25 protein-coding genes are annotated in these 25,955 nt (G+C 45.5%); 3 read left to right on the forward strand and 22 right to left on the reverse strand.

All coding sequences use genetic code 11. The features are described 5' to 3' along the window. Nucleotide 1 precedes the first annotated feature (1 nt). From atpG to QQL66_RS17180, 22 genes are all read right to left on the reverse strand, one after another. The gene (atpG, locus tag QQL66_RS17075; RefSeq protein WP_284383065.1) at nucleotides 2-865 is read right to left on the reverse strand and encodes a F0F1 ATP synthase subunit gamma; all 864 of its coding nucleotides are present in this window, start codon (nucleotides 863-865) and stop codon (nucleotides 2-4) included. Nucleotides 866-958: 93 nt separating this feature from the next. Then, complete coding sequence (gene atpA / locus QQL66_RS17080) at nucleotides 959-2,503, reverse strand: F0F1 ATP synthase subunit alpha (protein WP_284383067.1); 1,545 nt, start codon at nucleotides 2,501-2,503, stop codon at nucleotides 959-961. 28 nt (nucleotides 2,504-2,531) lie between these two features. Next, nucleotides 2,532-3,068 (reverse strand): F0F1 ATP synthase subunit delta, encoded by a 537-nt coding sequence (locus QQL66_RS17085; RefSeq protein WP_284383069.1) that lies wholly within the window; start codon nucleotides 3,066-3,068, stop codon nucleotides 2,532-2,534. Nucleotides 3,069-3,082: 14 nt separating this feature from the next. After that, nucleotides 3,083-3,553 (reverse strand): F0F1 ATP synthase subunit B, encoded by a 471-nt coding sequence (locus tag QQL66_RS17090; RefSeq protein ID WP_284383070.1) that lies wholly within the window; start codon nucleotides 3,551-3,553, stop codon nucleotides 3,083-3,085. A gap of 66 nt (nucleotides 3,554-3,619) precedes the next feature. Further along, nucleotides 3,620-3,850, reverse strand: a complete 231-nt coding sequence (atpE, locus tag QQL66_RS17095; protein WP_284383072.1) for a F0F1 ATP synthase subunit C — start codon at nucleotides 3,848-3,850, stop codon at nucleotides 3,620-3,622. A gap of 51 nt (nucleotides 3,851-3,901) precedes the next feature. Continuing rightward, entirely contained in the window at nucleotides 3,902-4,744 is an 843-nt protein-coding gene (gene atpB / locus QQL66_RS17100) for a F0F1 ATP synthase subunit A (RefSeq protein ID WP_284383073.1), read from the reverse strand. Between the two features lie 33 nt (nucleotides 4,745-4,777). Beyond that, nucleotides 4,778-5,152, reverse strand: a complete 375-nt coding sequence (locus QQL66_RS17105; RefSeq protein ID WP_284383075.1) for an ATP synthase subunit I — start codon at nucleotides 5,150-5,152, stop codon at nucleotides 4,778-4,780. Between the two features lie 256 nt (nucleotides 5,153-5,408). After that, entirely contained in the window at nucleotides 5,409-6,299 is an 891-nt protein-coding gene (locus tag QQL66_RS17110; RefSeq protein ID WP_284383076.1) for a ParB/RepB/Spo0J family partition protein, read from the reverse strand. A 55-nt stretch (nucleotides 6,300-6,354) separates the two neighbouring features. Continuing rightward, on the reverse strand, nucleotides 6,355-7,146 hold the full coding sequence (locus QQL66_RS17115) for a ParA family protein (protein ID WP_284383077.1): 792 nt from the start codon (nucleotides 7,144-7,146) through the stop codon (nucleotides 6,355-6,357). A gap of 113 nt (nucleotides 7,147-7,259) precedes the next feature. Further along, complete coding sequence (gene rsmG / locus QQL66_RS17120) at nucleotides 7,260-7,904, reverse strand: 16S rRNA (guanine(527)-N(7))-methyltransferase RsmG (protein WP_284383078.1); 645 nt, start codon at nucleotides 7,902-7,904, stop codon at nucleotides 7,260-7,262. Between the two features lie 30 nt (nucleotides 7,905-7,934). Continuing rightward, on the reverse strand, nucleotides 7,935-9,824 hold the full coding sequence (gene mnmG / locus QQL66_RS17125; protein ID WP_284383079.1) for a tRNA uridine-5-carboxymethylaminomethyl(34) synthesis enzyme MnmG: 1,890 nt from the start codon (nucleotides 9,822-9,824) through the stop codon (nucleotides 7,935-7,937). A gap of 622 nt (nucleotides 9,825-10,446) precedes the next feature. Then, a complete protein-coding gene (gene mnmE / locus QQL66_RS17130; RefSeq protein WP_284383080.1) occupies nucleotides 10,447-11,820 on the reverse strand; it encodes a tRNA uridine-5-carboxymethylaminomethyl(34) synthesis GTPase MnmE in 1,374 nt (457 codons plus the stop codon). 106 nt (nucleotides 11,821-11,926) lie between these two features. Beyond that, nucleotides 11,927-13,597: a membrane protein insertase YidC gene (yidC, locus tag QQL66_RS17135; RefSeq protein ID WP_284383081.1), complete on the reverse strand. Its 1,671-nt coding sequence runs from the start codon at nucleotides 13,595-13,597 to the stop codon at nucleotides 11,927-11,929. A gap of 179 nt (nucleotides 13,598-13,776) precedes the next feature. Next, a complete protein-coding gene (rnpA, locus tag QQL66_RS17140; protein WP_284383082.1) occupies nucleotides 13,777-14,160 on the reverse strand; it encodes a ribonuclease P protein component in 384 nt (127 codons plus the stop codon). Nucleotides 14,161-14,177: 17 nt separating this feature from the next. After that, complete coding sequence (rpmH, locus tag QQL66_RS17145) at nucleotides 14,178-14,312, reverse strand: 50S ribosomal protein L34 (RefSeq protein ID WP_284383084.1); 135 nt, start codon at nucleotides 14,310-14,312, stop codon at nucleotides 14,178-14,180. Nucleotides 14,313-14,453: 141 nt separating this feature from the next. Beyond that, nucleotides 14,454-14,897, reverse strand: coding sequence for a YiiD C-terminal domain-containing protein (locus QQL66_RS17150; protein WP_284383086.1), 444 nt, complete (start codon nucleotides 14,895-14,897; stop codon nucleotides 14,454-14,456). Between the two features lie 81 nt (nucleotides 14,898-14,978). Beyond that, on the reverse strand, nucleotides 14,979-15,680 hold the full coding sequence (locus QQL66_RS17155; protein ID WP_284383088.1) for a hypothetical protein: 702 nt from the start codon (nucleotides 15,678-15,680) through the stop codon (nucleotides 14,979-14,981). A gap of 5 nt (nucleotides 15,681-15,685) precedes the next feature. Continuing rightward, nucleotides 15,686-16,228, reverse strand: coding sequence for an RNA polymerase sigma factor (locus tag QQL66_RS17160; RefSeq protein WP_284383089.1), 543 nt, complete (start codon nucleotides 16,226-16,228; stop codon nucleotides 15,686-15,688). Between the two features lie 182 nt (nucleotides 16,229-16,410). Then, nucleotides 16,411-17,619 (reverse strand): aspartate aminotransferase family protein, encoded by a 1,209-nt coding sequence (locus QQL66_RS17165; RefSeq protein ID WP_284383090.1) that lies wholly within the window; start codon nucleotides 17,617-17,619, stop codon nucleotides 16,411-16,413. Nucleotides 17,620-17,701: 82 nt separating this feature from the next. Continuing rightward, the gene (locus QQL66_RS17170) at nucleotides 17,702-19,186 is read right to left on the reverse strand and encodes a succinylglutamate-semialdehyde dehydrogenase (protein WP_284383091.1); all 1,485 of its coding nucleotides are present in this window, start codon (nucleotides 19,184-19,186) and stop codon (nucleotides 17,702-17,704) included. Nucleotides 19,187-19,193: 7 nt separating this feature from the next. After that, nucleotides 19,194-20,234, reverse strand: coding sequence for an arginine N-succinyltransferase (gene astA / locus QQL66_RS17175; RefSeq protein WP_284383092.1), 1,041 nt, complete (start codon nucleotides 20,232-20,234; stop codon nucleotides 19,194-19,196). Continuing rightward, complete coding sequence (locus QQL66_RS17180; RefSeq protein WP_284383093.1) at nucleotides 20,231-21,292, reverse strand: arginine N-succinyltransferase; 1,062 nt, start codon at nucleotides 21,290-21,292, stop codon at nucleotides 20,231-20,233. The genes astA and QQL66_RS17180 overlap by 4 nt, the downstream gene beginning before the upstream one ends. Nucleotides 21,293-21,601: 309 nt before the next feature. Here QQL66_RS17180 and dnaA point away from each other — a divergent pair, with 309 nt between their 5' ends. From dnaA to QQL66_RS17195, 3 genes are all read left to right on the forward strand, one after another. Then, complete coding sequence (gene dnaA, locus QQL66_RS17185) at nucleotides 21,602-23,362, forward strand: chromosomal replication initiator protein DnaA (RefSeq protein ID WP_284383094.1); 1,761 nt, start codon at nucleotides 21,602-21,604, stop codon at nucleotides 23,360-23,362. Between the two features lie 203 nt (nucleotides 23,363-23,565). Continuing rightward, nucleotides 23,566-24,666: a DNA polymerase III subunit beta gene (gene dnaN, locus QQL66_RS17190; RefSeq protein WP_284383095.1), complete on the forward strand. Its 1,101-nt coding sequence runs from the start codon at nucleotides 23,566-23,568 to the stop codon at nucleotides 24,664-24,666. Between the two features lie 297 nt (nucleotides 24,667-24,963). Further along, entirely contained in the window at nucleotides 24,964-25,941 is a 978-nt protein-coding gene (locus QQL66_RS17195; RefSeq protein WP_284383096.1) for an esterase/lipase family protein, read from the forward strand. Nucleotides 25,942-25,955: the final 14 nt, after the last annotated feature.

Consider the following 25,955-nt stretch of genomic DNA (forward strand, 5'->3'; position numbering starts at 1 on the left):
ATTATACCGCTGCAGCACCACCCACAATTTCTGAAAGCTCTTGGGTAATAGCCGCTTGACGTGCTTTGTTATAAAGAAGCTCAAGCTCCTTAATAAACTGACCTGCGTTGTCGGTTGCGTTTTTCATTGACATCATACGAGCAGCTTGCTCACTCGCATTGTTCTCAACAACAGCCTGGTACACCTGAGACTCAACAAAGCGCTGAAGTAACTTCTCTAGAAGTTCTTTTGCTTCAGGCTCATAAATATAATCCCAGTTGTGAGCACGTTCAGTTGTTTCTTCTGCCTTAGGCAAAGGAAGCAACTGAGAAACCGTTGGCTTCTGAGTCATACTGTTCACAAAGGTGTTGAATGACACATAAAGACGGTCAATTTCGCCAGCTGCATACGCATCCAGCATAACCTTAACGGCACCAACCAATTGATCAATGGATGGAGTATCACCCAATTGATTAACAGAGCCGTCAATCTTTACGCCCAAACCACGGAAAAAACTTTGTGCTTTTGTACCAATAGTACAAAGGCTCACTTCCGCGCCTTGGTCAACCCACTGTTTCATATCGTTGGTCACTTTACGAAACAGGTTAGAGTTTAAGCCACCACACAAACCACGATCAGAACTGACAATAATATAGCCAACTCGCTTGACCTCACGCTCTTGCATAAAAGCGTGCTTGTACTCTGGACTGGATTCCGCAACGTGACCAATCACTGAACGCATACGGTCAGCGAAAGGACGACTGGAAGCCATTCTGTCCTGAGCTTTACGCATTTTACTAGTCGCAACCATCTGCATTGCGTTAGTAATTTTCTGCGTGCTCTTAACACTACCTATTTGCGTGCGAATCTCTTTTCCGATTGCCATGATGTCACTGCCTTTTAACGTTGATCCAGGCTACTTCTGGATAACTTTTAGCTCACCGCTGCTTCTTTAATCAGAGCCCGGTGAGCTCAAAAATTACCAAGTTTGAGTAGCTTTGAACTTCTCGATAGCTTCTTTCAGACCAGCAGCGATGTCATTGTTGTAATCGCCTTTCTCATTGATCTGAGCCATCAAAGTTGCGTGTTCTGCATTTACGTAGCTCAATAGAGCCGCTTCAAATGCTACAACTTTAGGAACTTCAACGTCTTCGAGGTAACCCTCGTTAGCAGCGAATAGGCTCACAGCCATTTCCGCAACGCTTAGTGGAGCGTATTGTTTCTGCTTCATAAGCTCTGTAACACGCTGACCGTGCTCAAGCTGCTTACGAGTCGCTTCGTCAAGGTCAGATGCGAACTGAGCAAACGCTGCCAATTCACGATACTGAGCCAATGCTAGACGAACACCACCACCTAGTTTCTTAATTACTTTAGTCTGAGCCGCACCACCTACACGTGATACAGAAAGACCGGCGTTGATCGCTGGACGGATACCTGAGTTGAACAGGTTAGTTTCCAGGAAGATCTGACCGTCAGTAATAGAAATTACGTTAGTAGGTACGAACGCAGATACGTCACCACCTTGGGTTTCAATGATCGGCAATGCCGTCAATGAACCAGTTTGACCTTTTACTTCACCGTTAGTGAATTTTTCTACGTAGTCCGCGTTTACACGAGACGCACGCTCAAGTAGACGAGAGTGAAGGTAGAAAACGTCACCTGGGTATGCTTCACGACCTGGTGGACGACGAAGAAGTAGAGAGATCTGACGATATGCCCAAGCTTGCTTGGTCAAGTCATCATAAACGATCAAACCGTCTTCACCACGGTCACGGAAGTATTCACCCATTGCACAACCAGCGTATGGAGCAAGGAACTGCATAGATGCTGGATCAGATGCAGAAGCTACAACGATGATGGTGTGATCCATCGCACCGTGCTCTTCCAGCTTACGTACAACGTTAGCGATAGAAGATTGCTTCTGACCTACGGCAACGTAGATACACTTAACGCCAGTACCTTTCTGGTTGATGATAGCGTCAATTGCGATCGCAGTTTTACCAGTCTGACGGTCACCAATGATCAACTCACGCTGACCACGACCAACTGGAACCATTGCGTCGATTGACTTAAGACCTGTTTGAACAGGCTCATCAACAGACTGACGAGCAATAACACCAGGAGCTACTTTCTCTACTGGAGCCATTACTGCATTTTCGATAGGACCTTTACCGTCCAATGGGTTACCAAGTGCGTCAACAACGCGACCTAGTAGACCTTCACCTGTTGGTACTTCAAGAATACGGCCAGTACATTTTGCTTTCTGACCTTCTTGTAGACCTAGGTAGTCACCCAATACGATAGCACCTACAGAATCACGCTCTAAGTTAAGAGCCATACCGTAGACACCACCGTCAAACTCAATCATTTCACCGTACATCACGTCCGCTAGACCGTGAATACGTACGATACCGTCAGATACGCTGACGATTGTGCCCTCATTACGGGCTTCAGAAGAAACATCCAAACTTTCGATGCGCTTCTTGATAATATCGCTGATCTCTGATGGATTCAGTTGCTGCATGCTTTTATCCTCAATGCTCAAAGGCAACTTAGGAATTGATCGCTTCGGCCAACTTCTTGAGTCGTCCAGCCACTGAGCCGTCAATCACCATATCGCCGGAACGAACGACAACACCGCCAATTAATGACTTATCTGTTTGACCAGATACATTAACTTCACGATTGAACTTCTGGCTCAATGCTTGTGCCAGTTTCTGTTGTTCGTCGTCCGCCAGATCAAATGCAGACGTAATGTCTACATCAATGGACTGTTCTTGATCGGCTTTCAATTTATCAAACAAAGCTGAAATGTCTGGCAATAGCGCCAAACGCTGATTCGATGACAATACAGACAGGAAGTTCTTCAACCCGTCTGTCATTTTGTCACCGCAAATATCAATAATCAGATTTGCTTTCTCGTCGGCAGTCAGTTGTGGCGCCGTTAAAACGCGTACTGCGTCTTCGTCTGCTACAACCTGAGCACTCATGCCCAGGCCTGCTGACCACTGATCCAGTTGGCTGTTCTCAAGAGCAAACTTAAAAGCTGCTTTTGCGTACGGCCGCGCTAGTGTGGTTAATTCAGCCATTGACCAACCTCTGCTTATAGCTCCGACGCAAGTTTGTCGAGCAGCTCTTTATGTGCACTTTCATCAACAGTGCGCTCAAGAATCTGTGCTGCACCGGCTACTGCCAACGCGGCTACTTGTGAACGTAGTGCTTCTTTCGCACGGTTCACTTCCTGCTCAATCTCAGCTTGTGCACCCGCTTTAATACGGTCGCCTTCTGCGTGAGCAGCTTCTTTTGCTTCGTCGATGATTTGATTTGCACGCTTGTTGGCTTGCTCGATTAGTTGCGCAGCTTCTTCTTTGCTTTCACGTAACTGTTGCCCTGCTTTTTCTTGAGCAAGCTCCAGATCACGTTCAGCACGATTTGCTGCATCCAAACCATCGGCAATTTTTTTCTGACGCTCTTGAAGGGCAGCCATCAAAGGTGGCCACACATACTTCATGCAGAACCAGACAAAAACCGCAAACGCGATAGTTTGGCCAATCAGTGTCAAGTTAATGTTCACGCCAACACCCCTAATACAGTGAATTTATTTTCGGTAACCAAAAATTTCGGGTAAACCAAAAATTAATTAAGCTACTGCGAAGATTAGGTACATTGCGATACCAACACCGATCATAGGAACCGCGTCCAATAGACCAGCCATTAGGAACATCTTACCTTGAAGCATTGGAGCCAACTCAGGTTGACGCGCAGTACCTTCTAGTAGACGACCGCCTAGCAAACCAAAACCGATAGCAGTACCTAGTGCACCTAGACCGATCAACAATGCGCTTGCGATATAGATCAAACCTGCATCCATTTTCTTCTCCTAAATTTAAAGGTTAGTTAAGTTAAAGTTTAAGGTTTTTAATTAATGGTCTTCATGCGCCTGGCTTAGATACACCACGGTTAGAACCATGAAGATGTAAGCCTGAAGCGTGATAACCAGAATATGGAAAATTGCCCATCCCAATTGCAATACACCACCAAGTGCACCCAGAGCCCAGCCAGCGCTGTACAGAAGTGCAATCAAGATGAAGATCATTTCACCAGCGTACATGTTTCCGAACAAACGTAGGCCAAGTGAAATAGGTTTTGCAATTAGGTTTACAAGCTCAAGCACCAAGTTGAATGGAATCATAGCTGGGTGATTGAATGGGTGTAGGCCAAGCTCTTTAGAGAAGCCACTAATCCCTTTAATTTTGATGCTGTAGTAGATGATCAGTGCGAAGATACCCAGTGCCATGCCCAATGTAATGTTCGGGTCAGTGGTCGGTACAACCTTCATGAAGTGGATACCCAACATCGTGCTCACGTGTGGAATCCAGTCAACAGGGATCAAATCCATTAAGTTCATTAGGAAAACCCAGGTGAAGATCGTCAAAGACAAAGGTGCGATCAATGGGTTACGACCGTGGAAAGATCCTTTTACTGTGTCATCGATGAATTCAAGAACCATCTCAGCAAAGTTTTGGAAGCCCGTAGGAATACCAGTAGATGCTTTTTTAGCAACACTACGGAACATGAAAAGGAAAAGAACACCCAGCGTCAATGTCCAAAACATGGAATCAACGTGGATCGCCCAAAAGCCCATATCGGAAGCTTCTTGAGCAGTGTGAGCAAAGCCCCAAGTACCATCTGCTTTTTGACCATAAGTCAGGTTCTGCAAGTGGTGTCGGATATACTCGGTAGAGGTTAATGCGTCTCCGGCCATAGTTTCTCTCAACGTCCTAAAGGTTAGTAGTTATCAAAACTTTACATATAACGGCGCCAGGATGTTGCACATCATGGCTGCCAAAAAGGTTAAAAACACGGCAATTAAGTCAGCTTGCGGAAAACTCTTAAACAGCAAACCAAATAATGAAGCGGATAATACCATCTTCCATGTTTCACCTTTGTAAAAAGACCTGACGGCTTCTGCCGTTTGACTGGCACCAGTATATTGCCAGGCCTTTCTTACAAAATACGCATTAGGAATCGTATAAATCATGCCGCCAAACAATGCAGATAATGCGGCAGTTTCGTGTTTTAAAACCAAAAATAAACCTGCCATCAAGCAGGTTACAACACATTGAACAAAGACAATTCTCACCACTTTCGGGGTTGGAATGGTTGACTGCATACTGCCTAAATCCTCTACCAAACCAATAAATTCTTCATTCTTAAACACGAAAACAGGTGACCGATTCCAGGACCCCTGATTTTGGGTTCGCAAAGTATATTGATATTGCTATGCGGGTTCAACAACTGTGGGAAAAAATGTAGCAGAAATTTGTACATTAAATATACAAACACTAGATGTAGGGAGTAAACGGTCGTTTACCCCACTAATCCTAAGACATTAAACGAAAAAAATGTCTCGATTTAATCAAAATAGATTACTTTAAGTGACTTAAAATGCCATCCAGTTCATCCAGATTTGAATAACTGATGGTCAATTTTCCTTTGCCCTTGTCACTGTGACTGATTTTTACTGGCGATCCTAATCGTTTAGCCAAGGTTTCTTCAAGACGGGTAATATCAGGATCAACCCGTTTAGTGGATTCAGGTTTGACGGATTCACCACTTAACAGTTTTTTAACCAAGGCTTCGGTTTGTCGAACAGTTAAGCTGTCAGCAACCACTTTGCGTGCTAATTCAATTTGTTGCTGTGATTCTAAAGACAATAAAGCCCGTGCATGACCCATATCGAGATCACCGCGCTCCAATAATGTTTTGACTTCGTCTTCGAGATTCATCAAACGCAGGATATTAGTCACCGCCGTGCGTGATTTGCCAACAGCATCTGCAACTTCTTGCTGAGTCAATTCAAACTCTTCTTGCAAACGAGACAAGGCACGCGCTTCTTCAATCGGATTTAAATCTTCACGCTGAATATTTTCAATCAAGGCCATCGCAATGGCGGCTTCATCCGCCACTTCACGAATGATCGCAGGCACTTTATCCAATCCAGCCATTTGGGCCGCACGCCAGCGACGTTCACCAGCAATAATTTCATAGCCATTGGCTTTGATCGGACGAATAACAATCGGTTGCATCACACCTTGTGCTTTGATGGATGCGGACAACTCTTCTAACGAGGCGGGATCAATGTCCATTCGAGGCTGATATTTACCGCGCTGAATAAACTCCACCGGTACTTGGGTTAAGGTTCCGTCCTTAGAAAGAGAAGACTGAGAAGATTCTTCCGTAGCGACGTTGGATTTAGACGCGGATGCGCCCAATAACGCATCCAGTCCTCGACCTAAACCACGTTTTTTAGTTGCCATTGTTAAACTCTATACCTTTGCTTGCTTCTGTCCCTGATCCCTGTCCGCCGTTAAGTTATGCAGGAATCAGGGCGTCTCGTTCTTCTTTGGTTTTTCGATTGATCTCACCGGCCAGCGCCAAATAGGATTTGGCACCTTTAGAGTGGCGGTCATACATGATGACAGGCAAACCATGACTCGGCGCTTCGGCCAAACGAACGTTTCGGGGTATAACCGTGGTATACACCTTGTCGCCAAAAAATTCATTTAGCTGTTCGGAAACGTCTCTGGTAAGGCTGCTGCGTGGATCAAACATGGTTCGAATGATGCCTTCCACTTTTAATGCAGGATTCACTCGTTCAGAAATCTGTTGGATGGTACTCATCAAAGCACTCAACCCTTCCAATGCATAATATTCACACTGCATCGGAATCACCACACCACTGGCTGCAGTTAACGCATTCACCGTTAGCATGTTTAATGAAGGTGGGCAGTCGATCAAAATGTAATCGTACAATTCCCTGACGTCGTTCAAGGTATTGCGAAGACGTAACTCTTTAAAATCACTGTCTAATAACTCGACTTCCGCTGCGGTTAAATCACCGTTGGCAGGAATTAAGTCATAACCGGCCGGCGTTTGCTTCTGAATGATATCGTAGATATGTGCATTTCCCACAAGCAGGTCATACACCGACAACTCCAAACTGTGTTTATCGACACCACTGCCCATCGTGGCATTGCCTTGAGGGTCTAAATCAATAACCAGCACTTTACGCTTAGTTGCTGTTAATGACGCGCCCAAGTTGACACAGGTAGTGGTTTTTCCCACCCCACCTTTCTGGTTTGTCACCGCAATAATTTTTGCCACAGTCAGATTCCTTAAACGAGGGTTCTCATTGCATCCAAGTCAGAGCAAGTTATGTTAGGAACAGCATTCTCTATGCCAACGAATCCAGAATCGAGGATACGTTCTACGGCCGATTAGTGTTGATCGGAAAGAATGATCAAGTGACGCTCAGCGTTCAGATTTGGGACGGTTAATGGAATAATTTGCTCCACCTTTGCCCATTCCGGCAATTCTGCCATCTCATCTTCCGGAACGACGCCTTTCATTGCAATAAAATGGCCGTCGTTAGCGAGCGTTTCACGAGCCAGTGTAACCATATCTGATAAGGAAGCAAAGGCTCTTGAAGTGACGATTTGGAATCTTTTATCTGTTTTCTGATCAGCGATGGCTTGTTCTACCCGACCATGAATCACTGTGACATTATCCAGCCCCAAACTCACTTTTGCCTGAGTTAAAAAACGGGTCTTTTTGCCATTGCTGTCCAACAGCGTAATATCCAGCTCAGGTCGGGTGATGGCCAATGGAATGCCAGGTAACCCTGGTCCGGTGCCAACGTCCAATAACGGACTGCGATTGATATGAGGAACAATCGCCAAACTATCGAGCAAGTGTTTTACCACCATCTCTTCCGGATCACGAATGGCGGTCAGATTATACGCTTTGTTCCATTTCACCAGCAGATCGATGTAATCCGCCAGTTTTTGTACTTGCTCAGCACTCAACTCCAATGCCAAACGTTCAATGCCTGTCTTCAGTTTTTGTAACAACTGCGATTCCATGAAATACCGATTCCAAATACCTAAATTGACTTACGCGCTTTGCTTTACAACGAGATCACGTTTCTTCAAATACACCAACAACAAGGATATCGCCGCCGGAGTTACCCCGGAAATTCGAGACGCTTGAGCCAAAGTAGCCGGGCGAAGCGCCTGAAGCTTGGCTTTAATTTCGTTGGACAATCCCGAGATGCCTTCGTAATCGAAATCATCAGGTAGTTTGGTATTCTCATTCTTACGAAGACGTTCAATCTCTTCCTGCTGACGCGCGATGTAACCTTCGTATTTAATCTGAATCTCCACTTGTTCCGCTACTTGTGGATCATCCGTTACCGGCTCGCCTTTCAAATCAGCGGCATCACTGTAAGTAACTTCCGGGCGCTTGACCAAATCCATCAAGGAATACTCACGAGACAACGGATTTTTCAATTTTGGATTGATACGATCCGCTTCTGGGGTATCAGGCAATACCCAGGTGGATGCCAAACGCTGGTTTTCTTTTTCGATGTTTTCACGCTTCTCACTGAACACCGCCCAACGGTGATCATCCACTAAGCCCAATTTACGTCCTTCTTCGGTAAGACGAAGATCCGCATTATCTTCGCGCAATACCAGACGATATTCTGCGCGGCTGGTAAACATACGATAAGGCTCTTTGGTGCCTAAGGTGATCAGATCATCCACCAACACGCCAATATACGCTTGATCACGGCGTGGACTCCAGGCTTCTTTCTGCTGAGCACGCAATGATGCGTTTGCGCCCGCCAACAACCCTTGAGCCGCCGCTTCTTCATATCCGGTGGTACCGTTAATCTGGCCCGCAAAGAACAAACCATTGATGTGTTTGGTCTCTAAAGACGCTTTCAAATCCTGCGGATTAAAATAATCATACTCAATAGCGTACCCAGGACGAACGATGTGTGCGTTTTCAAAGCCTTTGATGGAATGAATCATTTGAATTTGAACATCAAACGGCAAACTGGTGGAGATACCATTAGGGTACAGTTCGTTGGTCGTTAATCCTTCCGGTTCAACAAACACCTGATGCTGATCACGATCCGCAAAGCGAACTACTTTGTCTTCAATGGACGGACAGTAACGTGGTCCGACGCCTTCGATCACACCTGCGTACATAGGTGAACGGTCCAAACCACCACGAATAATGTCGTGGGTTTTTTCATTGGTGTAGGTGCTGTAACAGCAAATCTGTTGTGGATGCTGATCAACCGATCCTAAGTACGACATTACCGGTGTCGGAGTATCCCCCCATTGTTCGGTCATCACACTGAAATCAACCGTTCTACGATCAATACGTGCCGGTGTACCGGTTTTTAAACGATCGACGCGGAACGGTAATTCACGCAAACGTTTTGCTAACGCGATGGAAGGCGCATCACCTGCCCGTCCACCTGGGTGATTATCCAAACCAATATGGATTACTCCCCCAAGGAAGGTTCCCGTGGTGAGTACCACCGATGGCGCGAAGAATCGTACGCCCATGTTGGTCACCACACCTTCGACGGTCTCTCCGTTAACAATCAGATCATCGGCTGACTGTTGAAAAATTTGAAGATTTTCCTGGTTTTCCAGAATAGAACGGATGGCAGCTTTATACAGTTGACGATCGGCTTGTGCACGTGTGGCACGAACCGCAGGTCCTTTACGAGAATTTAATACCCGAAATTGGATACCACCCAAATCAGTGGCTACAGCCATTGCCCCGCCTAAGGCATCCACTTCTTTCACTAAGTGACTTTTACCGATACCGCCAATAGCTGGGTTACATGACATTTGTCCTAAGGTTTCAACATTATGAGTCAACAATAAAGTTTTACTGCCCATACGAGCGGCTGCTAATGCAGCTTCAGTACCAGCATGACCACCACCAACAACGATGACATCAAAACGTTCTGGAAAATCCACGTAACTTACCTCAGGAACACTTGCGGGTATAAAAGACCAAGTTATTTAGTCAATTATGATTTGAAAAGTTGGCGCATTATATAGCAAGGTTAATAAATGACCAATTTAATTTATGTGATCTTAGAAAGAATTAAGATACCTATATTTCTTCTTTTATATATAAGTGTTTTATATATATTGTTTTTTAGTTGATATTTGTTATTTATTAAGGGCCTGTTTTCTGTTGATAAGTCACTTAAGCTACTAATATTAATAGAAATTATTGTTTTATAACTAGGCTTAAAAGCTCATCATAAGCAGTGCAAAGCTATGGTATAAGTCAATGAATAACTCTAGGCTTATGCACATTACTGACTTTTCCACAAATCATCCCCTGTTCTGTGAATAACTTGTCCTGCTCTCTGCAAAGAGGTTGTTAACATTCATCAGATTCTTCAAGAATCGTCCTTAGCTTGTGCATAAAATCACATGTATAGTTCAGTCAACTTTAAAATAATTGTCTAATGTGTTGAATTATAAAGGGAATGATAAAATATATTTTTGTGGATAAAAGTATGAATAACTTAATAGCACACAAGAATGGAAGGCAGGCAGCAAAAAAGCTGCCTGAACTGAGAAAAGATTATTTACCGATGCAGAAACTGCTGAAGATGCGGCCGAGAAGATCATCGGGTGTGAATTCCCCGGTAATTTCTGATAAATGATTTTGTGCATCTTTAAGATCTTCGGCGAGTAACTCCCCTGCTCCCATCATAATGAGCTGATCTAACCCTTTCTCAATGGCGCTCGCAGCACGTTCGAGCGCATCCAAATGACGGCGACGAGCGATGAAGCCCCCTTCGGTGGTTGTCTGGAAGCCCATACTTTGCTTCAGGTGATCCCGTAACAAGTCGATGCCTTGTTGCTGCTTTGCGGACAACCGAATGACGGTTTGCTGTTGCGTATTTTGGGTTAATTCGGAAGCCTCTCCGGATTGATCTATCTTGTTACGGATGATGGTAATGGGGATTCGGGTGGGTAGTTGATGCACTAATTCCGGCCAAATCGTTTCCGGGTCATCGGATTCGGTTTCAGTACTGTCGACCATCAGCAAGATGCGATCCGCTTTTTCAATTTCTTGCCAGGCGCGTTGAATACCAATTTGCTCCACTTCATCCGGGCTTTCGCGCAGACCGGCGGTATCTATAATGTGTAGAGGCATACCGTCGATGTGGATATGTTCCCGTAAAACGTCGCGAGTGGTACCTGCGATGGAGGTGACAATTGCGCTGTCTTTACCGGATAGGGCATTTAATAACGAAGATTTGCCGGCATTCGGTCGTCCGGCAATGACTACTGTCATGCCTTCACGCATTAACGCACCTTGATTTGCTTCGGCCTGGACATCCCATAAGCTTTGCTGAATGTCTCGTAAGTCACCTTCCACTTTTCCGTCGGCCAGAAAATCAATTTCCTCTTCCGGGAAATCAATGGCGGCTTCCACATAGATACGTAGTTGAATTAACGATTCCACCAATCCATTGACGCGTTTAGAAAATTCACCCTGCAGTGATCGTAACGCACACTTCGCCGCTTGTTCGGAGGCGGAGTCAATCAGGTCCGCAATGGCCTCGGCCTGGGTTAAGTCCATCTTGTCGTTGAGGAAGGCTCGCTCAGAAAACTCGCCAGGATTGGCCATGCGCACACCGCTATTCACTATGGTGGATAGCAACATGTCCAAAATGACAGGGCCGCCGTGTCCTTGCAATTCCAGAACGTCTTCTCCGGTAAAGGAATTCGGGCCAGGAAAGAATAAAGCGATACCCTCATCGATCTGTTGACCTTCAATACTATAGAAAGGGCCGTAATGGGCGTATCTCGGTTTGAGCTCTTTCTGGGTCAATTGTTCTGAAAGGGCTTTGGCTTTCGGGCCTGAAATACGGATGATGCCGACGCCTCCTCGACCGGGGGCGGTGGCTTGTGCGGCGATGGTGTCTTCAGTGTAGAGTTTGGACATTGGTATGGTATCTTCGGATAGAGTCTTTAATGGTAGGTATTCTATATCATTTTTGATGGGACAATAAAAAAGGCTCCCGAAGGAGCCTTTTCAGCGGTTAATCCAATTAACCGGCAATTTGTTTGTTGATGTACCACTGTTGGGCAATCGACAAGATGTTGTTCACCAACCAGTACAATACCAAACCAGCCGGGAAGAACATGAAGAAGAAGGTGAACATGATCGGCATCATCTTCATTACTTTCGCCTGAGTTGGGTCTGGCGGTGTTGGGTTCAGTGATGTTTGAATGAACATGGTCACACCCATCAGGATTGGTAGGATGAAGAACGGATCTTTCACAGACAAGTCCATAATCCACAACATGAATGGCGCCTGACGGATCTCTACACTCTCCAGCAATACCCAGTACAAGGCAATAAATACCGGCATTTGAACCAGAATAGGTAAACAGCCACCCAGTGGATTGATCTTTTCTTTCTGGTACAGCGACATCATTTCCTGAGACATCTTCTGACGATCATCGCCATAACGCTCTTTCAGTTCTTGCAGCTTAGGAGCTACACGGCGCATGTTGGCCATTGAACGATAAGATGCAGCGGATAGCGGGAAGAACGCGGCCTTAATTACGATGGTTACCAGAATAATTGCCAAGCCCCAGTTTTGAACCAAACCGTGGAAGATATTCAATAGCCAGAACAAAGGTTGAGCCACGAACCACAACCAACCGTAATCTACGGTTAGTTCGAGGCCATCGGAAATTTCACCTAAACGATCCTGAATTTTAGGGCCGGCATAGAATTGCAGACCAACCGTTTCACTCGCGCCAGGTGCAACACTGAAACGGTTACCCGTCATGCCAATGATGTAAAGCCCCTGATTCTTAAGAACACGAGTTTGATAGGTGTATTCTTCTTTTGAAACCGGCACCCAAGCACTTACGAAGTAGTGTTGAAGCATGCCTAACCAGCCGCCTGGGATCTTATCTTTGAAGTTGCCTTCATCCATGTCATCAAACGAAATTTTGGTATATGGCTGATCTTTGGTATAAAGCGCCGCACCTAGATAAGCTTGCATACCCATTGAGGTTCCCTTGCTTGGGTCCGGGCTTTTATCACGCTTGATCTGTGCAAAGACGTTAGCATTCCATTCAGTGTCGGTTTGGTTATCCACAATGTGTTCAACCTGAACCAAGTATTCACCACGGGTGAAGATATAACGCTTGGTGATCGAAATATTGTCTTTGGAATAGGTCAAATCAACACTCAGCGTGTCTTCGCCGTCTGCCAGACGGTATTCGTTCTCAGCCGTTTGGTAGACAGGACGGGTTTTGGATGACTTATCCGGACCATCTTTACCAATCAAACCGGATTGAGCGGTATAAGTACGAACGGCCGTTTGTTCCATCAGTCTCAGCGGTGTGTCTTTTTGCTCAAGAGATACAGGATATTGCGGAAGTTGAACTTCAATGATATCGCCGCCCTGAGTATCAATCAGTATTTCCTGAGTGTCGGTGACAACTCGAATCACACGGCTGGTGCGTTCTTTGGTTTCATTGAGTGGCGTTGCTTCTGGTTCTTCAACCACTGTTGGCACATCACTGTTGTGTTCTGTTACCGTATCTTCTGCTGGTAAGGCTGTTGAGGTATCTGCAACCACCGCAGATGAGGAAACTTGCTGGGTTTGAGCAGGTTGTCCATAGTCTTCATTCCACTGGAGAACCAGCATATACGAGACAATGGCTAAACCCAGAACCAATGCGATTCTTTGAAAATCCATAATGTAGGCCAAACTTCTGTTGTCTATGAGTTCGTGAAAGCAGTTGGACACTCTTTAGTAGTTACAAACAACTTAGTAATACAAACAGTGCAATCGCTTTCGATGAAAAGCGCACATTTTATTCATTTGTCACACGAAGAGCCAGAAATAAGGTAAGAAATCCGGAGATTGGCTAAAAATTAATCGTGTTTGTCTGATTTCAGCGCTTTCTTGTGTTGCTCTGACAGCTTATGCCAAGCGTAGTTACAGAATTTGGTGATGGCGAGATTTTCTTTGGTACCTAATCCAGGACGAGCAATAAAGACGATGTCGACGCTAGGTAATTTGTGTTGATTGAGGCGGTAGTTGTCTCGCATAACACGTTTAATGCGATTTCGATCAACTGCAAGTTTGACTTTCTTTTTGGCGATGACAAAGCCAAGTCGAGGATGAGAGAGAGAATTTGGAGTGGCGATGAAAACGCCGAGGGGACCAGAAACTTTGAACTGAGAGTGGCTAAAGACCTGGTTATAGTCCCTTCCGGTTAAGAGTCTTAACTGTTTGGGATAACTATAACCAGACATGTAAGCAAAAACTGTAATTAAACAGTTAGAGACTTACGACCTTTAGCGCGACGAGCTGCAAGGACTTTACGGCCGTTTGCAGTTGCCATACGTGCACGGAAACCGTGGGTACGCTTACGCTTTAGTACTGATGGTTGAAAAGTTCTTTTCATAGCTAGCTACCTATTTAAGGCAAATTTAATGTATACATTTCAAATTTGAGGGCGTGAATTCTAGAGAAAACTGAACAAAGAGGCAAGTAGGGATTAAAAAATATTCAATATCTCTGATAAAAAGTCTTCAAAGGCATCGAATCAGGACTGAATTAATGCGTAGGTTCCCTCTAGACGACAGCCCGGCCCTTTGTCTGTTTTTACTTCAATTTCAACGGTTAAGCGCGCTTTGCCCTTTTCTTTATACGTCTCGATAAACTGATTGAACTGAGCTTGGTCCATTTTTGCTTGAGCGACCAAATCGGTTGCTACCGGCTTTTGGTAGACAATGTGCGCTTCTGCAATCACTAGATCGCCTTGCGGTAACCACTGATCGCTGACCTGAGTATGGATTAAACTCCAGCCGGTCAGTAACGCCAAGGAAGATAAACTGCCGCCAAATGCGGTACCGTGCATATTACTGTTATTACTTAACGGGGCTTTCAGGGTAAGTGAGTGCTTACCTATGTCAATCACTTCGACGCCCATTGCCTTGGCAAGAGGAATGTTGTCGTAAAGGTATTCTTTGATTTTTTCTTTATTCATGTGTACCTGCCTTTAGTGTGTTGGCAAGTATATCGATAACTGAGGCAATAACGAAATGATGCTGCTCAGGATATGTAATTTTTAATCCGGAGAGGTCACCGTTGCCATCACTATGCCCATTTCAACCCACAGTGTTACTTGATAGCCGTTGAGGTAGTGAGTGATGGCTTGCTCGCCTTTTTCTATGTCTGGTAAGCCACTGAAGGTTTCCGGACTGTAAGCCGTTTGATACAGGGTGGTGACTTCATCCTGTTGATTTTTATAACGAATTTGTACCGCATTGAGACTGCCGATGGAGCAATATCGGCCACCGATTAATTGGCCGTTCGGAGTAAAATAATGAGAAAGATACGGACGGAAATCGAGCATGGAAAAATACTTTACCAGCTCTTCGAAGCGATCGGTTTTAATTTCCAGCGGTTTCAGTTTTCGATGATTGAAGATGATTTCTTCTGCGATATCACGTACCAAATCATTGGTGTTATACACAGAAGCAACTTCGGAAGTGTGTTGTTCAAGGGTTTGTAACTGTTTTTGGTATTGGTATTTCGAGAGCAAATGACCGCTGACGAAGCCGATAATCAGAGTGCCAAACAAGGCCGCTGCTAACCCAAATGCACGCTTTTTACCCTGATCATCGGAGCGCTGGGAGGACTTATCCACCGGTTGTTCCGGTTGATAACTGCGCTGGAGATGATTCAAACCTGATCGCTGCTCTTCGCTTAACTGGGTTTGTTGGTAGTGGGCTTTAAGAGCCTCTTTTAGCGTCTTTTTTTCGGTCATGTAAATTATCTGATATTAAACAAACTCGCTTGTGTCGCTGAATTTCTGGCGGCAAATTGATCGGCTTTCTTGCGGATGCGATGCAGTTTAGAAAGCAATGTGCCTCTTGGCTTTCCGGTCACGTCCGACAGTTCCTGAACGGTGTAGCCTTCAACCGCCCAATAATAAAGTAATTCATTTTCTTCCGCATTGAGAAGCGCTGTAAAGGCAGACACTTCTTGTTCATTAATTAATATGTCGTCCAGACATAGGGTGTCCATTCCGACCAGGTTATCCACAACTGAGGTATTTTGCTCTTCATCATTGGAACTCTTGGCATGGGTGACATCTTCGAAGGCAACTTCTTTTTGATGTGCCGACGATTTTAAGTGATCAATAAACGCATTCTTTATGGATCGCTTGAGATAGGCCATTACTTCTTGCTTGGGCGAATTCATACGTAGATAGCGCTCCACACAAGTGTAAACCAAATCGTACGCATCATCGGTGTTGCGAGTGAGTGAATAAGCGTATTGAAACAGTTTATTCAGTTGTTGTTCATTAAACATCAGAGATCCCCTCCCAGGTGTCTATGCTTATTTGTCATGGTGTTTTTATTAAGCATGTAACTGAGAGTTCGGAGATGTTATTCAGTTCCCTAATGCGTTAGACGAATGACGAAAGGCTTTGATTGCAGCCTGTTAAGCCTGAGAGGGGATGCCAACCCAAAAGGGTTGGCAACTTAAAAAGATTAGTCTTGTTTGGAGAGGAAACTTGCAATGGCTTTATCTAAGCTCATCAGTCCTTGCTCGATGTCTTCATCCGGGATGATTAACGACGGGGCCAGACGCATAACGTTAGGGCCTGCAACCAGAACCATCAGGTTTTGCGACAAGGCTTCGGTTAATAAATCTTTGGCTTTGCCATGATAGGCTTCTTTCAGTTCACAGCCAATCAACAAGCCTGAACCGCGAATATCAGAGAAGATTTTATGGCGCTCATTGATTCGATCTAAACCGTCCATGAACTTACGATGCTTGGTTTTGACGTTATCCAACAGCTGACGATCAGAAATAATGTCGACCACAACTTCTGCGACCGCACAGCCTAATGGGTTACCGCCATAGGTGCTGCCGTGAGTACCGACCACCAAGGATTTGGCGATTTCGGTAGTGGTTAACATCGCGCCAATCGGGAAACCGCCACCAATGCCTTTGGCTGTGGTCAGAATGTCAGGAATCACATCGACGTTCTGATAGGCGTATAACTCACCGGTACGACCTGCGCCGGTTTGAATTTCATCAAAGATCAATAACGCATTGTGCTTATCACACAATTCACGCAAACCTTTTAGGAAATCTTTCGACGCGGATTTAACACCGCCCTCTCCTTGAATCGGTTCGATGATCACAGCACAGGTTTTCTCTGAAATCAGAGCTTCCACTGAGGCCAGATCGTTATACACCGCGTGGTCGATATCGCCAGGTAATGGTCCAAAGCCATCCGAATACTTAGCTTGGCCGCCGGCAGATACAGTAAACAAGGTTCGTCCGTGGAATGAGTTCTCGAACGAAATGATTTGTGTTTTCTCCGGGCCAAAGTGGTCGTAGGCGTATTTACGCGCCAGCTTTAATGCCGCTTCGTTGGCTTCTGCTCCGGAGTTGGCGAAGAATACTTTTTCTGCAAAGGTTAATTCGGTGAGCTTTTGGGCTAATCTCAATGCAGGTTGGTTGGTCAAGACATTACTGACGTGCCAAAGATTTTCCGCTTGCTGTTGCAGTCGTTGAACTAACTTAGGATGACAATGGCCCAGACACGAGACGGCAATTCCACCGGCTAAGTCAATGTATTCATTGTTGTTTTCGTCCCAGATTCGGCTGCCTTTTCCTCGTACAGGAATGATTGGAAGCGGAGAATAGTTAGGAACCATGACATCGTCAAATGTCGATCTGTTCGTCATCTTATACAGACCTCAATAATCAAAACGTTAGTTAATGGATGACTGTTTGGGAGTGTTGCTTACCGACGGTGAGATCCGGTTTTCAGGGAGTATCATTGAGATTGATGCCTGGAATCGGAGAGGATGGAAAAGATACCCCATGTTGGTACATGGTGGTGGTTGGATACGCACAATAATCGGCTGAGTACCATCCTCCTGGTCGGTGATTACTGCTTAGTCCCACGCCGCCGTAGGGGGCTGCCCCACTCACGCCAGTAATCGGTTGGTTCCAGTTAACTACACCCGATTGGATTGTGCAATCAAATTCATCAAATTGCGCTTGATTATCACTAATTAAGCCTGAGGTCAGGATGTACTTACTTTGGTTAGCAAGTTCAATGGCTTGCTCGAAGTGTTGATAGCGATGAATTTGAAGAATCGGACCAAAGATTTCTTCATCAAAGGGCTCTTTTAAGGTACTGATATCGAGCAGACCGGGGCTCATAAATGCGCTTTTTTCATCGGCCTGATGAGCACTGAGCAAGACATTGGCACCTTTGGACAGTAACAGTTGTTGTTGCTTGAGTATCTGTTTGACGGAAGCAAGATTAATGACCGGCCCCATCAACGGCGCAGGTTGTTCGTCATAATGGCCAATCATCAGCAGGTGACACTGCTCGATTAATTGTTCCACCATCTGATCACCCAATGCCGAATCAGGTAAATAGAGACGCCGGGCATTGGAACAGCGTTGGCCCGATGAGATAAAACTGGAATGTAAAATGTGGTAGAGAGCCGCCTTCAGGTTGGAAACATCTCCAATGATCAGCGGGTTGTTGGCGCTCATATTGAGACACACCAGTTTGTCGGGGGTCATTGCCAGGGTTTGATTTATCTCGATACCTACCGATGTCGTGCCCGTAAAGAGAACGCCGTTTATATCCGGGTGCTGTACCAACGCCTGCCCTACTTTTTTGTCTCCCTGAAGAAGATTTAAGACACCATCCGGCAGTCCAGTGCTTTGCCACAGTTGTGCTAATAAATCAGAGACTTTCGGCGTTCGTTCACTGCCTTTAAATACAATGCAATTGCCCGCCAGTAAGGCTGGAATAATGTAACCGGTGGCAATGGACGCAGGAAAAGAAAATGAGGTGATTACAGCCAACGCGCCATGTGGGCGATGTCTCAGTTGTAGATGCCCTCCGGATGTCGCCATGACCCGCTCACCGGTACGTTGAAGATAGGCTTCGAAGGCCAGTTCTGCCTTGTTTTCAACGGCCTGAACTTCCAGTTGTGCTTCCCAATACGGTCGTCCGGTGTCATGACAGATGGCTTCAATTAAGGCAGATTTGTGTTGTTTTACGGCTTGTTCGAAACGGTGTAAATAGGTCAGACGATCGGTGATATTTAGTTTACGCCAGGGTTCAAATGCATTGCGGGCAGCCTGTATCGCCTGATCTACCTGGTTTGTGTTGGCACTGAGTCCTTCCCAAATAATGTTTTGGGAAGCGGGTTCGCGGGAGACGATGGACTCCCCCAAACCTACTTGCCATTGCCCATTGATCAATAAATCGTGACAGGCTTTCATGGTGCACCTAGGTTAATACATCTGCATCTTTTGCATAGAGACTAGCAACTGTAACAGTCTGCTGCTCAAGTTTGAGCTGCTCAATAACATCGGATGGGAGGTGAATTTGGTTGTCTTCTATCTGGTAGTTGAACGTGAGTTTGCATCTGAAATTTTCACGCGCTTGATTGCACAGTAATAACGGTGGTTGCTCGGAAGGCAAATTCTCTGCTTCCTTGGCAACGGCAGTAAGGTTTTTTGCCTGTTTAATCAATCTCAGATCATCGACGTAGGCTTCCACAACCGGGCCGCCATCGAAAATCGCCACATAGTTTTCATAACGTAAGCCCTCTTGTTTAAGCATTTCCAGAGCGGGCTGGGTATTGGGGTGGACTTTGCCGATACAGTTTCTTGCCGACTCACTCAGTAAGTGGCTGTAGACCGGATATTTAGGCATTAACTCGGCAATGATAGAGCGCTGACCCCGACCGGTGAGGAAGTCGATGCGTTCAAACTCCATATTGAAAAATTTCTTACCGAGGTCGTCCCAAAATGGCGAATGGCCTTGTTCGTCATTGAAACCACGCATTTCGGCAAAGAGTTTCTGACCAAACAATTCCCGAAACTGACGAATGAACAGGAATCGACAGCGACTCAACAGCGGTCCGTTTTTATTCGCTCGTGCATCGGGGTGAACCAACAGTGAACAGAGTTCGGAATAGCCGATCTGATCGTTGGTAAGAAATAAGGTGGGGGTGTTGGTGTAAATGTCGATGTCCCGACATGCATGCACCATCTGACTGACCCGATAAGTGTACCAAGGTTCATCCCAACCGATGGAGGCTTCAATACCACACACTCCGAGCGCACGATCCTGATCATCGGCCAAGACAAAAATATAGCTGGCTTGGTGTTGGGGAATCTTTTGTTGAAAGGATTGCACGGCGCGATCAATTTTTTGTGCCAAGAAATCCCGATCCGCCGGAAGACTGTTCATTCCAACGCCTGCTGCAATGGCCAGATCATAGAGGGCATCTATGTCTTTGTGAGCAATGGGGCGAACGATCATAGTGCGTCCTCCCCTACGTGTGCTGGAACCGTACGAATCCATTCTTGTGGAGTAATGTTCAATACGTCGTCAATGGATTCGAGGCTCCATTCGTTTTCAAAATTACTGTAGATAGCCATTGGGTGATGTTTTTGGGTGTTCATTAGAATACAAGGCTGGGGACTCGGTTGAAGCTGCTCCAGACGAAGGCGTGCATTTTCATTGAAGGTATGACCTGAGTTATTGGTGCAGATCAAACACGGACCGCCATCGAAAATGTCCAGATGTTGAGAGGGGGAAAAACCTTCTCTCAAGAAAATTTGGTAATAATCCAGTAGATCTTGCTGAGGTTCTCCCAAGGTCGCCTGGGTGGTGTTGGACAGTAAGTTTTTATACAGCGGATGATTCGGCATCAGTTGTGCAATCAGTGCCTTGTCTTCGATGCTGGCATGATAACAGGCTTCTTCCAGAGTCATTTGAAAAAAATGTTGACCCAGATCCCGCCATAACGGGGATTGATCCCGCTCGTCTTTAAAGCCCGGAAATTCAATTAATAACGATGGGCAAAACAGTTCGGTATGTTCTGCCATATATAGCAGCGCCCCTTGCACCAACAAGCTAATGGCTTTGCTGTTTCTGTGTTCTGATGCAATGGTCATCGCGTGCAGCTGTGATAAGCCGGCCAACTCGTGCGATTGATACAACACCGGAATGTCTTGTTTAACTTTCAAGCGATAACTGGCGTTGATCAGTGTTTCTTGGCGATAGCTGTAAAACGGTTCTTTTTGGCCGGTGTAAGGTTCAATGGCAATGGTGCCAATCACGGACGGTGTTTGATCCGGATGGTTTGTGTAGCACAGTACCCATAAATAGTTGGACGCAAGTTCTTCTTTTCGAAGGCTTTGAATCGATGATGAGGCGCTGTTGTGAGGTTGTCTGAAGGCTTCTTCGCTCTGTTGAATCATTAAACGAAGGTGATGCGCTTCTTTGGGTAAACTGGCCTGTCGCTTACCTTGATTACAGGCCAACACCAGGATGGCGTCTAAATCCGATTGTTTCGCAGGTCTAAGAGAATACATCTATCAGTCTCTATGTCTGTTTGTCTTGTGAATATAGAGTGTAGTTCAGATGAGTGGTCATACGAAAGGCTTGACTGGAATTCTGTTTATATGTTTGTTGGTAATCTTGTGGATAACATATGGATAACATGTTCTTAATAAGTTGCTAACTATGATAACTGTATGAAAAATAATAATAAAATATTTATATTGTAGTTTTTCGTAATGAAAAATAATTGTGGATATCCGTGTTGGTAGAGCGGATTTTTGTTGTCTCTGGGCTATAGTTTTAGGTACAATTTCGCGGCTGTATTGATCCTGGAGTTTGTTGTGTCTGTTGAGCTATGGAAGCACTGTTTAGGCTGCCTTGAGAATGAACTGCCTTCTCAACAATTTAATACCTGGTTACGACCACTAGAGGTCGAAGGCGATGAAAAAGAACTGATTATCATTGCCCCGAACCGATTTATTCGGGATTGGGTGTCTGATAAGTTTTTGAGTCGCATCAGTGGTCTGATGATGGAGTTTTCAAACTCGGCACCTCCACGTCTGACGTTTGAGGTTCGCCAGGGTGGACGAGCAAACTTTGGAATGGCACGCCCTACTCGCGGCGCGCCACAGAATCGTTTTACACAACCAGCCATGTCCAACGCCAATGCAGCACCAGCGATGGATCACGAGCCGAACTTCACTCCGCCTCAAGGAATGTACGCGAGTCAGCGGACACCAAATTGGTCTTCTGACGTTCAAGAGCATGCTCAACATAATGAGGGATCGTCGGACTCGGATATCAGTGTTGAATCGGCTATGCAAAACCTGGCGTCGTCAGAACCTCAGGAATTTTCTGGCTCTCAATACGAAGACAACAGATCACACTACTCATCGCACTCTTCCAATACTCAGGCAATGCCTGCGTACGCCTCGGTGCTTGAGAACACCTCGGCGATCGTTCATTCCTCCGGTCAAAGTTTTGGGGCCAGCTCGTATTCGAATTCAAATCCGAATGCGATGATGCAGAATCCGATGTCTGCAGCGAGAGAGTCCAATGCGGCAATTAAATCGCAAGCGTATGAAACCAATCTCGATCGTAATCTAACCTTTGAAACCTTTGTTGAAGGTAAATCGAATCAGTTGGCGTTGGCTGCATCGCTACAAGTAGCGGAAAGCCCGGGCGGAAGCAACAACCCCCTCTTTCTGTACGGTGGCGTAGGGTTGGGTAAAACCCATTTGATGCAAGCCATCGGGAATTACATGCTGCAAAAGAATCCGAACGCGCGGATTCTGTATTTGCGATCTGAACAGTTTGTAGCTGACATGGTGCGTGCGTTGCAGCTAAACGCGATCACCGAATTCAAGCGCTATTACCGTCAGGTGGATGCGTTACTAATTGATGATATCCAATTTTTCTCGGGCAAAGAGCGTTCTCAGGAAGAATTCTTCCATACCTTCAGTGCTCTGCTGGAAGCGGGTCAACAAGTGATCATGACCTCTGATCGTTTCCCGAAAGAGATCGACGGCGTGGATGATCGTCTGCGTTCTCGTTTTGGCTGGGGTCTGACATTTGCCGTTGAGCCGCCAGAACTCGAAACGCGTGTGGCGATTCTGAAGAAAAAAGCGGAAGAACAACGGGTTGATCTGAAAGATGAATCGGCCTTCTTTATTGCCCGACGAATTCGTTCCAACGTTCGTGAGCTGGAAGGCGCGCTTAAACGAGTGATTGCGAATGCTCACTTTACCGGCAGCGAAATTACGCCTGACTTTATTAAAGAGTCATTGAAAGATTTGCTGGCGCTTCAGGATAAACAGGTCAGCATTGATAATATTCAGAAGACTGTGGCGGATTATTTCGATATTCGTCAAAAAGATATTAATTCCAAACGACGCACGCGTTCCATTGCGCGGCCACGTCAGATCGCAATGACCCTTGCAAAAGAGCTTACCAATCACAGCTTGCCTGAAATTGGTGAAGCTTTTGGTGGGCGAGATCACACTACCGTGTTGCATGCGTGTCGTAAGATTAACCAACTCAAAGCCTCTGATGCCGACATGGCTGATGACTACGGTAAGTTAATCCGAATGTTGACGTCGTAATTGCTCGTCACTTTCAAATGTGATTTGTGTTCAAACAAGATCGTTTTAAAACCGATTGTGATGTTAAAAGCTTATTGGGCGGATCATCTATACTTCTGATGATTGGCGTAATGCGACTTAATCCGTTTCAATAAGATGCATCGGTCTGTGTTTTAGTGAATAATAGAAACCATATTTTTTAGATAAAAAGAGAGCGGGAGCTAATGAAATTTACGATTTCCAGGGAAGCTCTATTACGTCCCCTTCAGTTAGTTGCAGGGGTAGTTGAGCGAAGACATACACTGCCTATTTTGTCGAACATCTTGATGGTCTTAGAAGATGGCCAATTAAAGATGACAGGAACGGACCTAGAAGTGGAATTAGTGGGTGCCTTAACACTAGAGGAAGCTGGTGAGTCTGGTCAGATTACGGTTCCTGCTCGTAAGCTACTGGATATCTGTAAGTCGCTACCCGACCAATCTGTGATTGAGTTTTCAACGGACGGTGCCAAAGCTCAGGTAAAAGCTGGGCGCAGCCGTTTTGTTTTGGCAACTTTGCCCGCAGATGATTTTCCGAATGTAGAGGAAAGCCAGGCGGATTTGAACTTCACCATGAAAGCGGAAGATCTTAAAAGTCAGTTTGATCAAACCAGCTTTGCTATGGCCCAGCAAGATGTTCGTTATTACCTAAACGGCATGCTGTTGGAAGTCTCTCAAGGTGTGGTTCGCACGGTAGCAACGGACGGTCACCGTTTGGCGATGTCTGACAGCACTGCCGATGTTGCTTGTGAAAAGAAACAGGTTATTGTCCCTCGTAAAGGGGTAATCGAACTGCAGCGCTTGCTGGGTGAAAGTGATGATCTGATTTCTGTGACGGTGGGAACTAACCACATTCGCATTGGTGCCGGTGACTACTTATTTACCTCTAAATTGGTGGAAGGTAAATTCCCTGATTATGAGCGTGTTGTTCCTAAAGGTGGCGACAAGACCTTGTGCGGATCACGACAAGAACTGCGTCAGGTATTCCAGCGTACAGCGATTCTATCCAATGAAAAGTATCGTGGTGTTCGTTTGATTGCTGAAGACGGATCGTTACAAGTTATTGCGAATAATCCGGAACAAGAGCAAGCGGAAGAAACCGTTAGCGTTGACTTTGAAGGTGAGCGTTTAGAGATTGGTTTCAACGTGACTTATCTTTTGGATGTGTTGAATGCCTTATCGGGTGAGCAAATCAAAATGACCTTATCCAATCCAAACAGCAGTGCTTTGGTTGAGGACTTTGATGGTGGTAGTTCGGTGTACGTTGTTATGCCGATGAAACTGTAATTAGTTCCACATATTCGAAGTTGAAAAGGCCGGGGATTTCCCCGGTTTTTTTATGTCCAGAAAACAGTGCTTTTAACTCTCTCGAAATACCACCCCAATGGGTAGGGTTCAATCTACCTTGCTTCTTGCCCCGTCGGTCAGAAATGACCTGTTTATTAGTCACTATCTTTCTATAATTTATAGGATGGTAAGAGAAAGTGTCATTGCTCAATATTGAATGCTGCTTTCATTCTTACTCTACGTTTAAGTAGTAGAACAAAGAACCTCGCAACAAAAATAATTACTGAGGACACAAATATGAATGCTATGACTCAATGGGCAGCTCGCTTTGCGGTTGCTATTTCTCTCTCTATTATCAGTACAACAGCATCGGCTTGGTGTTGGTTTTTTTGTAGTGATGACAGCGACTACGCTAAAACCAGATACCCTATCGTATTAGTTCACGGTATGTTGGGGTTCGATAGTGTTTTGGGTATGGATTACTTTTATGGCGTGGAATCTGCGCTTGAAGACAAAGGTGCACGTGTTTATCCCGTTCAGGTAACTGCGTTGGATTCATCGGAAGCGCGTGGTGAAGAGTTGCTTGCTCAGGTTCAGCAGATCCTTGCTGTAACAGGTGCCAGCAAAGTGAACTTGATTGGTCACAGTCACGGTGGTCCTACTGCGCGTTATGTGGCTTCGGTTCGCCCAGATTTAGTTGCATCTGTTACCAGTGTCGGTAGTCCGCATAAAGGGTCTGATGTTGCTGATCTTGTACAAGACATTTCTGACGGTAGTCAGGTAGTAACGGTTGCAGTAAGTGCTGTGGTAAATGGCTTGGGCAGCTTGATCAACTTGTTATCCAATAACCCAACGGATAACGGTCAGGATTCTTTGGCAACTCTAGAATCGCTTAACTCTGAAGGGGCTGCGGCGTTTAATGCTCAATATCCGGAAGGTATTCCTTCGAGCTATTGTGGTGAGGGTGACTACGTAGCATCAAACGGTGTGCGTTATTACTCATGGAGTGGTACATCGCCTTACACGAACGTATTCGATCCAGCAGACCCATTCCTGTTATTGGCTTCAGGTGCATTTGCACTTAAGTCAGGTGAAGCGAACGATGGTCTTGTGGGTCGTTGCAGTTCTCACTTGGGTGACGTGATTCGTGATAACTACTCAATGAACCATTTGGATGAAATTAATGGGTTTGTGGGTATCCATCACTTGTTTGAAACAGACCCTGTGACTGTTTACGAGCAGCAAGCGAACCGTCTAAAGAATGCTGGTCTGTAAGCTTGGTTCGTTGT

It is taken from the genome of Litoribrevibacter albus, from assembly GCF_030159995.1.
In the GTDB taxonomy this organism is placed as follows: Bacteria; Pseudomonadota; Gammaproteobacteria; order Pseudomonadales; family Litoribrevibacteraceae; genus Litoribrevibacter; species Litoribrevibacter albus.

What these genes read in the sequence shown, in the direction of transcription:
- QQL66_RS17195 (WP_284383096.1), top strand. Translation starts at nt 24,964, where the DNA reads ATGAATGCTATGACTCAATGGGCAGCTCGCTTTGCGGTTGCTATTTCT.
- QQL66_RS17150 (WP_284383086.1), bottom strand. Translation starts at nt 14,897, where the DNA reads ATGAATAAAGAAAAAATCAAAGAATACCTTTACGACAACATTCCTCTT.
- atpE (WP_284383072.1), bottom strand. Translation starts at nt 3,850, where the DNA reads ATGGATGCAGGTTTGATCTATATCGCAAGCGCATTGTTGATCGGTCTA.
- atpG (WP_284383065.1), bottom strand. Translation starts at nt 865, where the DNA reads ATGGCAATCGGAAAAGAGATTCGCACGCAAATAGGTAGTGTTAAGAGC.
- QQL66_RS17085 (WP_284383069.1), bottom strand. Translation starts at nt 3,068, where the DNA reads ATGGCTGAATTAACCACACTAGCGCGGCCGTACGCAAAAGCAGCTTTT.
- QQL66_RS17105 (WP_284383075.1), bottom strand. Translation starts at nt 5,152, where the DNA reads ATGCAGTCAACCATTCCAACCCCGAAAGTGGTGAGAATTGTCTTTGTT.
- astA (WP_284383092.1), bottom strand. Translation starts at nt 20,234, where the DNA reads ATGATCGTTCGCCCCATTGCTCACAAAGACATAGATGCCCTCTATGAT.
- dnaN (WP_284383095.1), top strand. Translation starts at nt 23,566, where the DNA reads ATGAAATTTACGATTTCCAGGGAAGCTCTATTACGTCCCCTTCAGTTA.
- QQL66_RS17160 (WP_284383089.1), bottom strand. Translation starts at nt 16,228, where the DNA reads ATGTTTAATGAACAACAACTGAATAAACTGTTTCAATACGCTTATTCA.
- QQL66_RS17155 (WP_284383088.1), bottom strand. Translation starts at nt 15,680, where the DNA reads ATGACCGAAAAAAAGACGCTAAAAGAGGCTCTTAAAGCCCACTACCAA.
- QQL66_RS17170 (WP_284383091.1), bottom strand. Translation starts at nt 19,186, where the DNA reads ATGAAAGCCTGTCACGATTTATTGATCAATGGGCAATGGCAAGTAGGT.
- yidC (WP_284383081.1), bottom strand. Translation starts at nt 13,597, where the DNA reads ATGGATTTTCAAAGAATCGCATTGGTTCTGGGTTTAGCCATTGTCTCG.
- atpA (WP_284383067.1), bottom strand. Translation starts at nt 2,503, where the DNA reads ATGCAGCAACTGAATCCATCAGAGATCAGCGATATTATCAAGAAGCGC.
- QQL66_RS17180 (WP_284383093.1), bottom strand. Translation starts at nt 21,292, where the DNA reads ATGTATTCTCTTAGACCTGCGAAACAATCGGATTTAGACGCCATCCTG.
- QQL66_RS17110 (WP_284383076.1), bottom strand. Translation starts at nt 6,299, where the DNA reads ATGGCAACTAAAAAACGTGGTTTAGGTCGAGGACTGGATGCGTTATTG.
- mnmE (WP_284383080.1), bottom strand. Translation starts at nt 11,820, where the DNA reads ATGTCCAAACTCTACACTGAAGACACCATCGCCGCACAAGCCACCGCC.
- rsmG (WP_284383078.1), bottom strand. Translation starts at nt 7,904, where the DNA reads ATGGAATCGCAGTTGTTACAAAAACTGAAGACAGGCATTGAACGTTTG.
- atpB (WP_284383073.1), bottom strand. Translation starts at nt 4,744, where the DNA reads ATGGCCGGAGACGCATTAACCTCTACCGAGTATATCCGACACCACTTG.
- rnpA (WP_284383082.1), bottom strand. Translation starts at nt 14,160, where the DNA reads ATGTCTGGTTATAGTTATCCCAAACAGTTAAGACTCTTAACCGGAAGG.
- QQL66_RS17165 (WP_284383090.1), bottom strand. Translation starts at nt 17,619, where the DNA reads ATGACGAACAGATCGACATTTGACGATGTCATGGTTCCTAACTATTCT.
- rpmH (WP_284383084.1), bottom strand. Translation starts at nt 14,312, where the DNA reads ATGAAAAGAACTTTTCAACCATCAGTACTAAAGCGTAAGCGTACCCAC.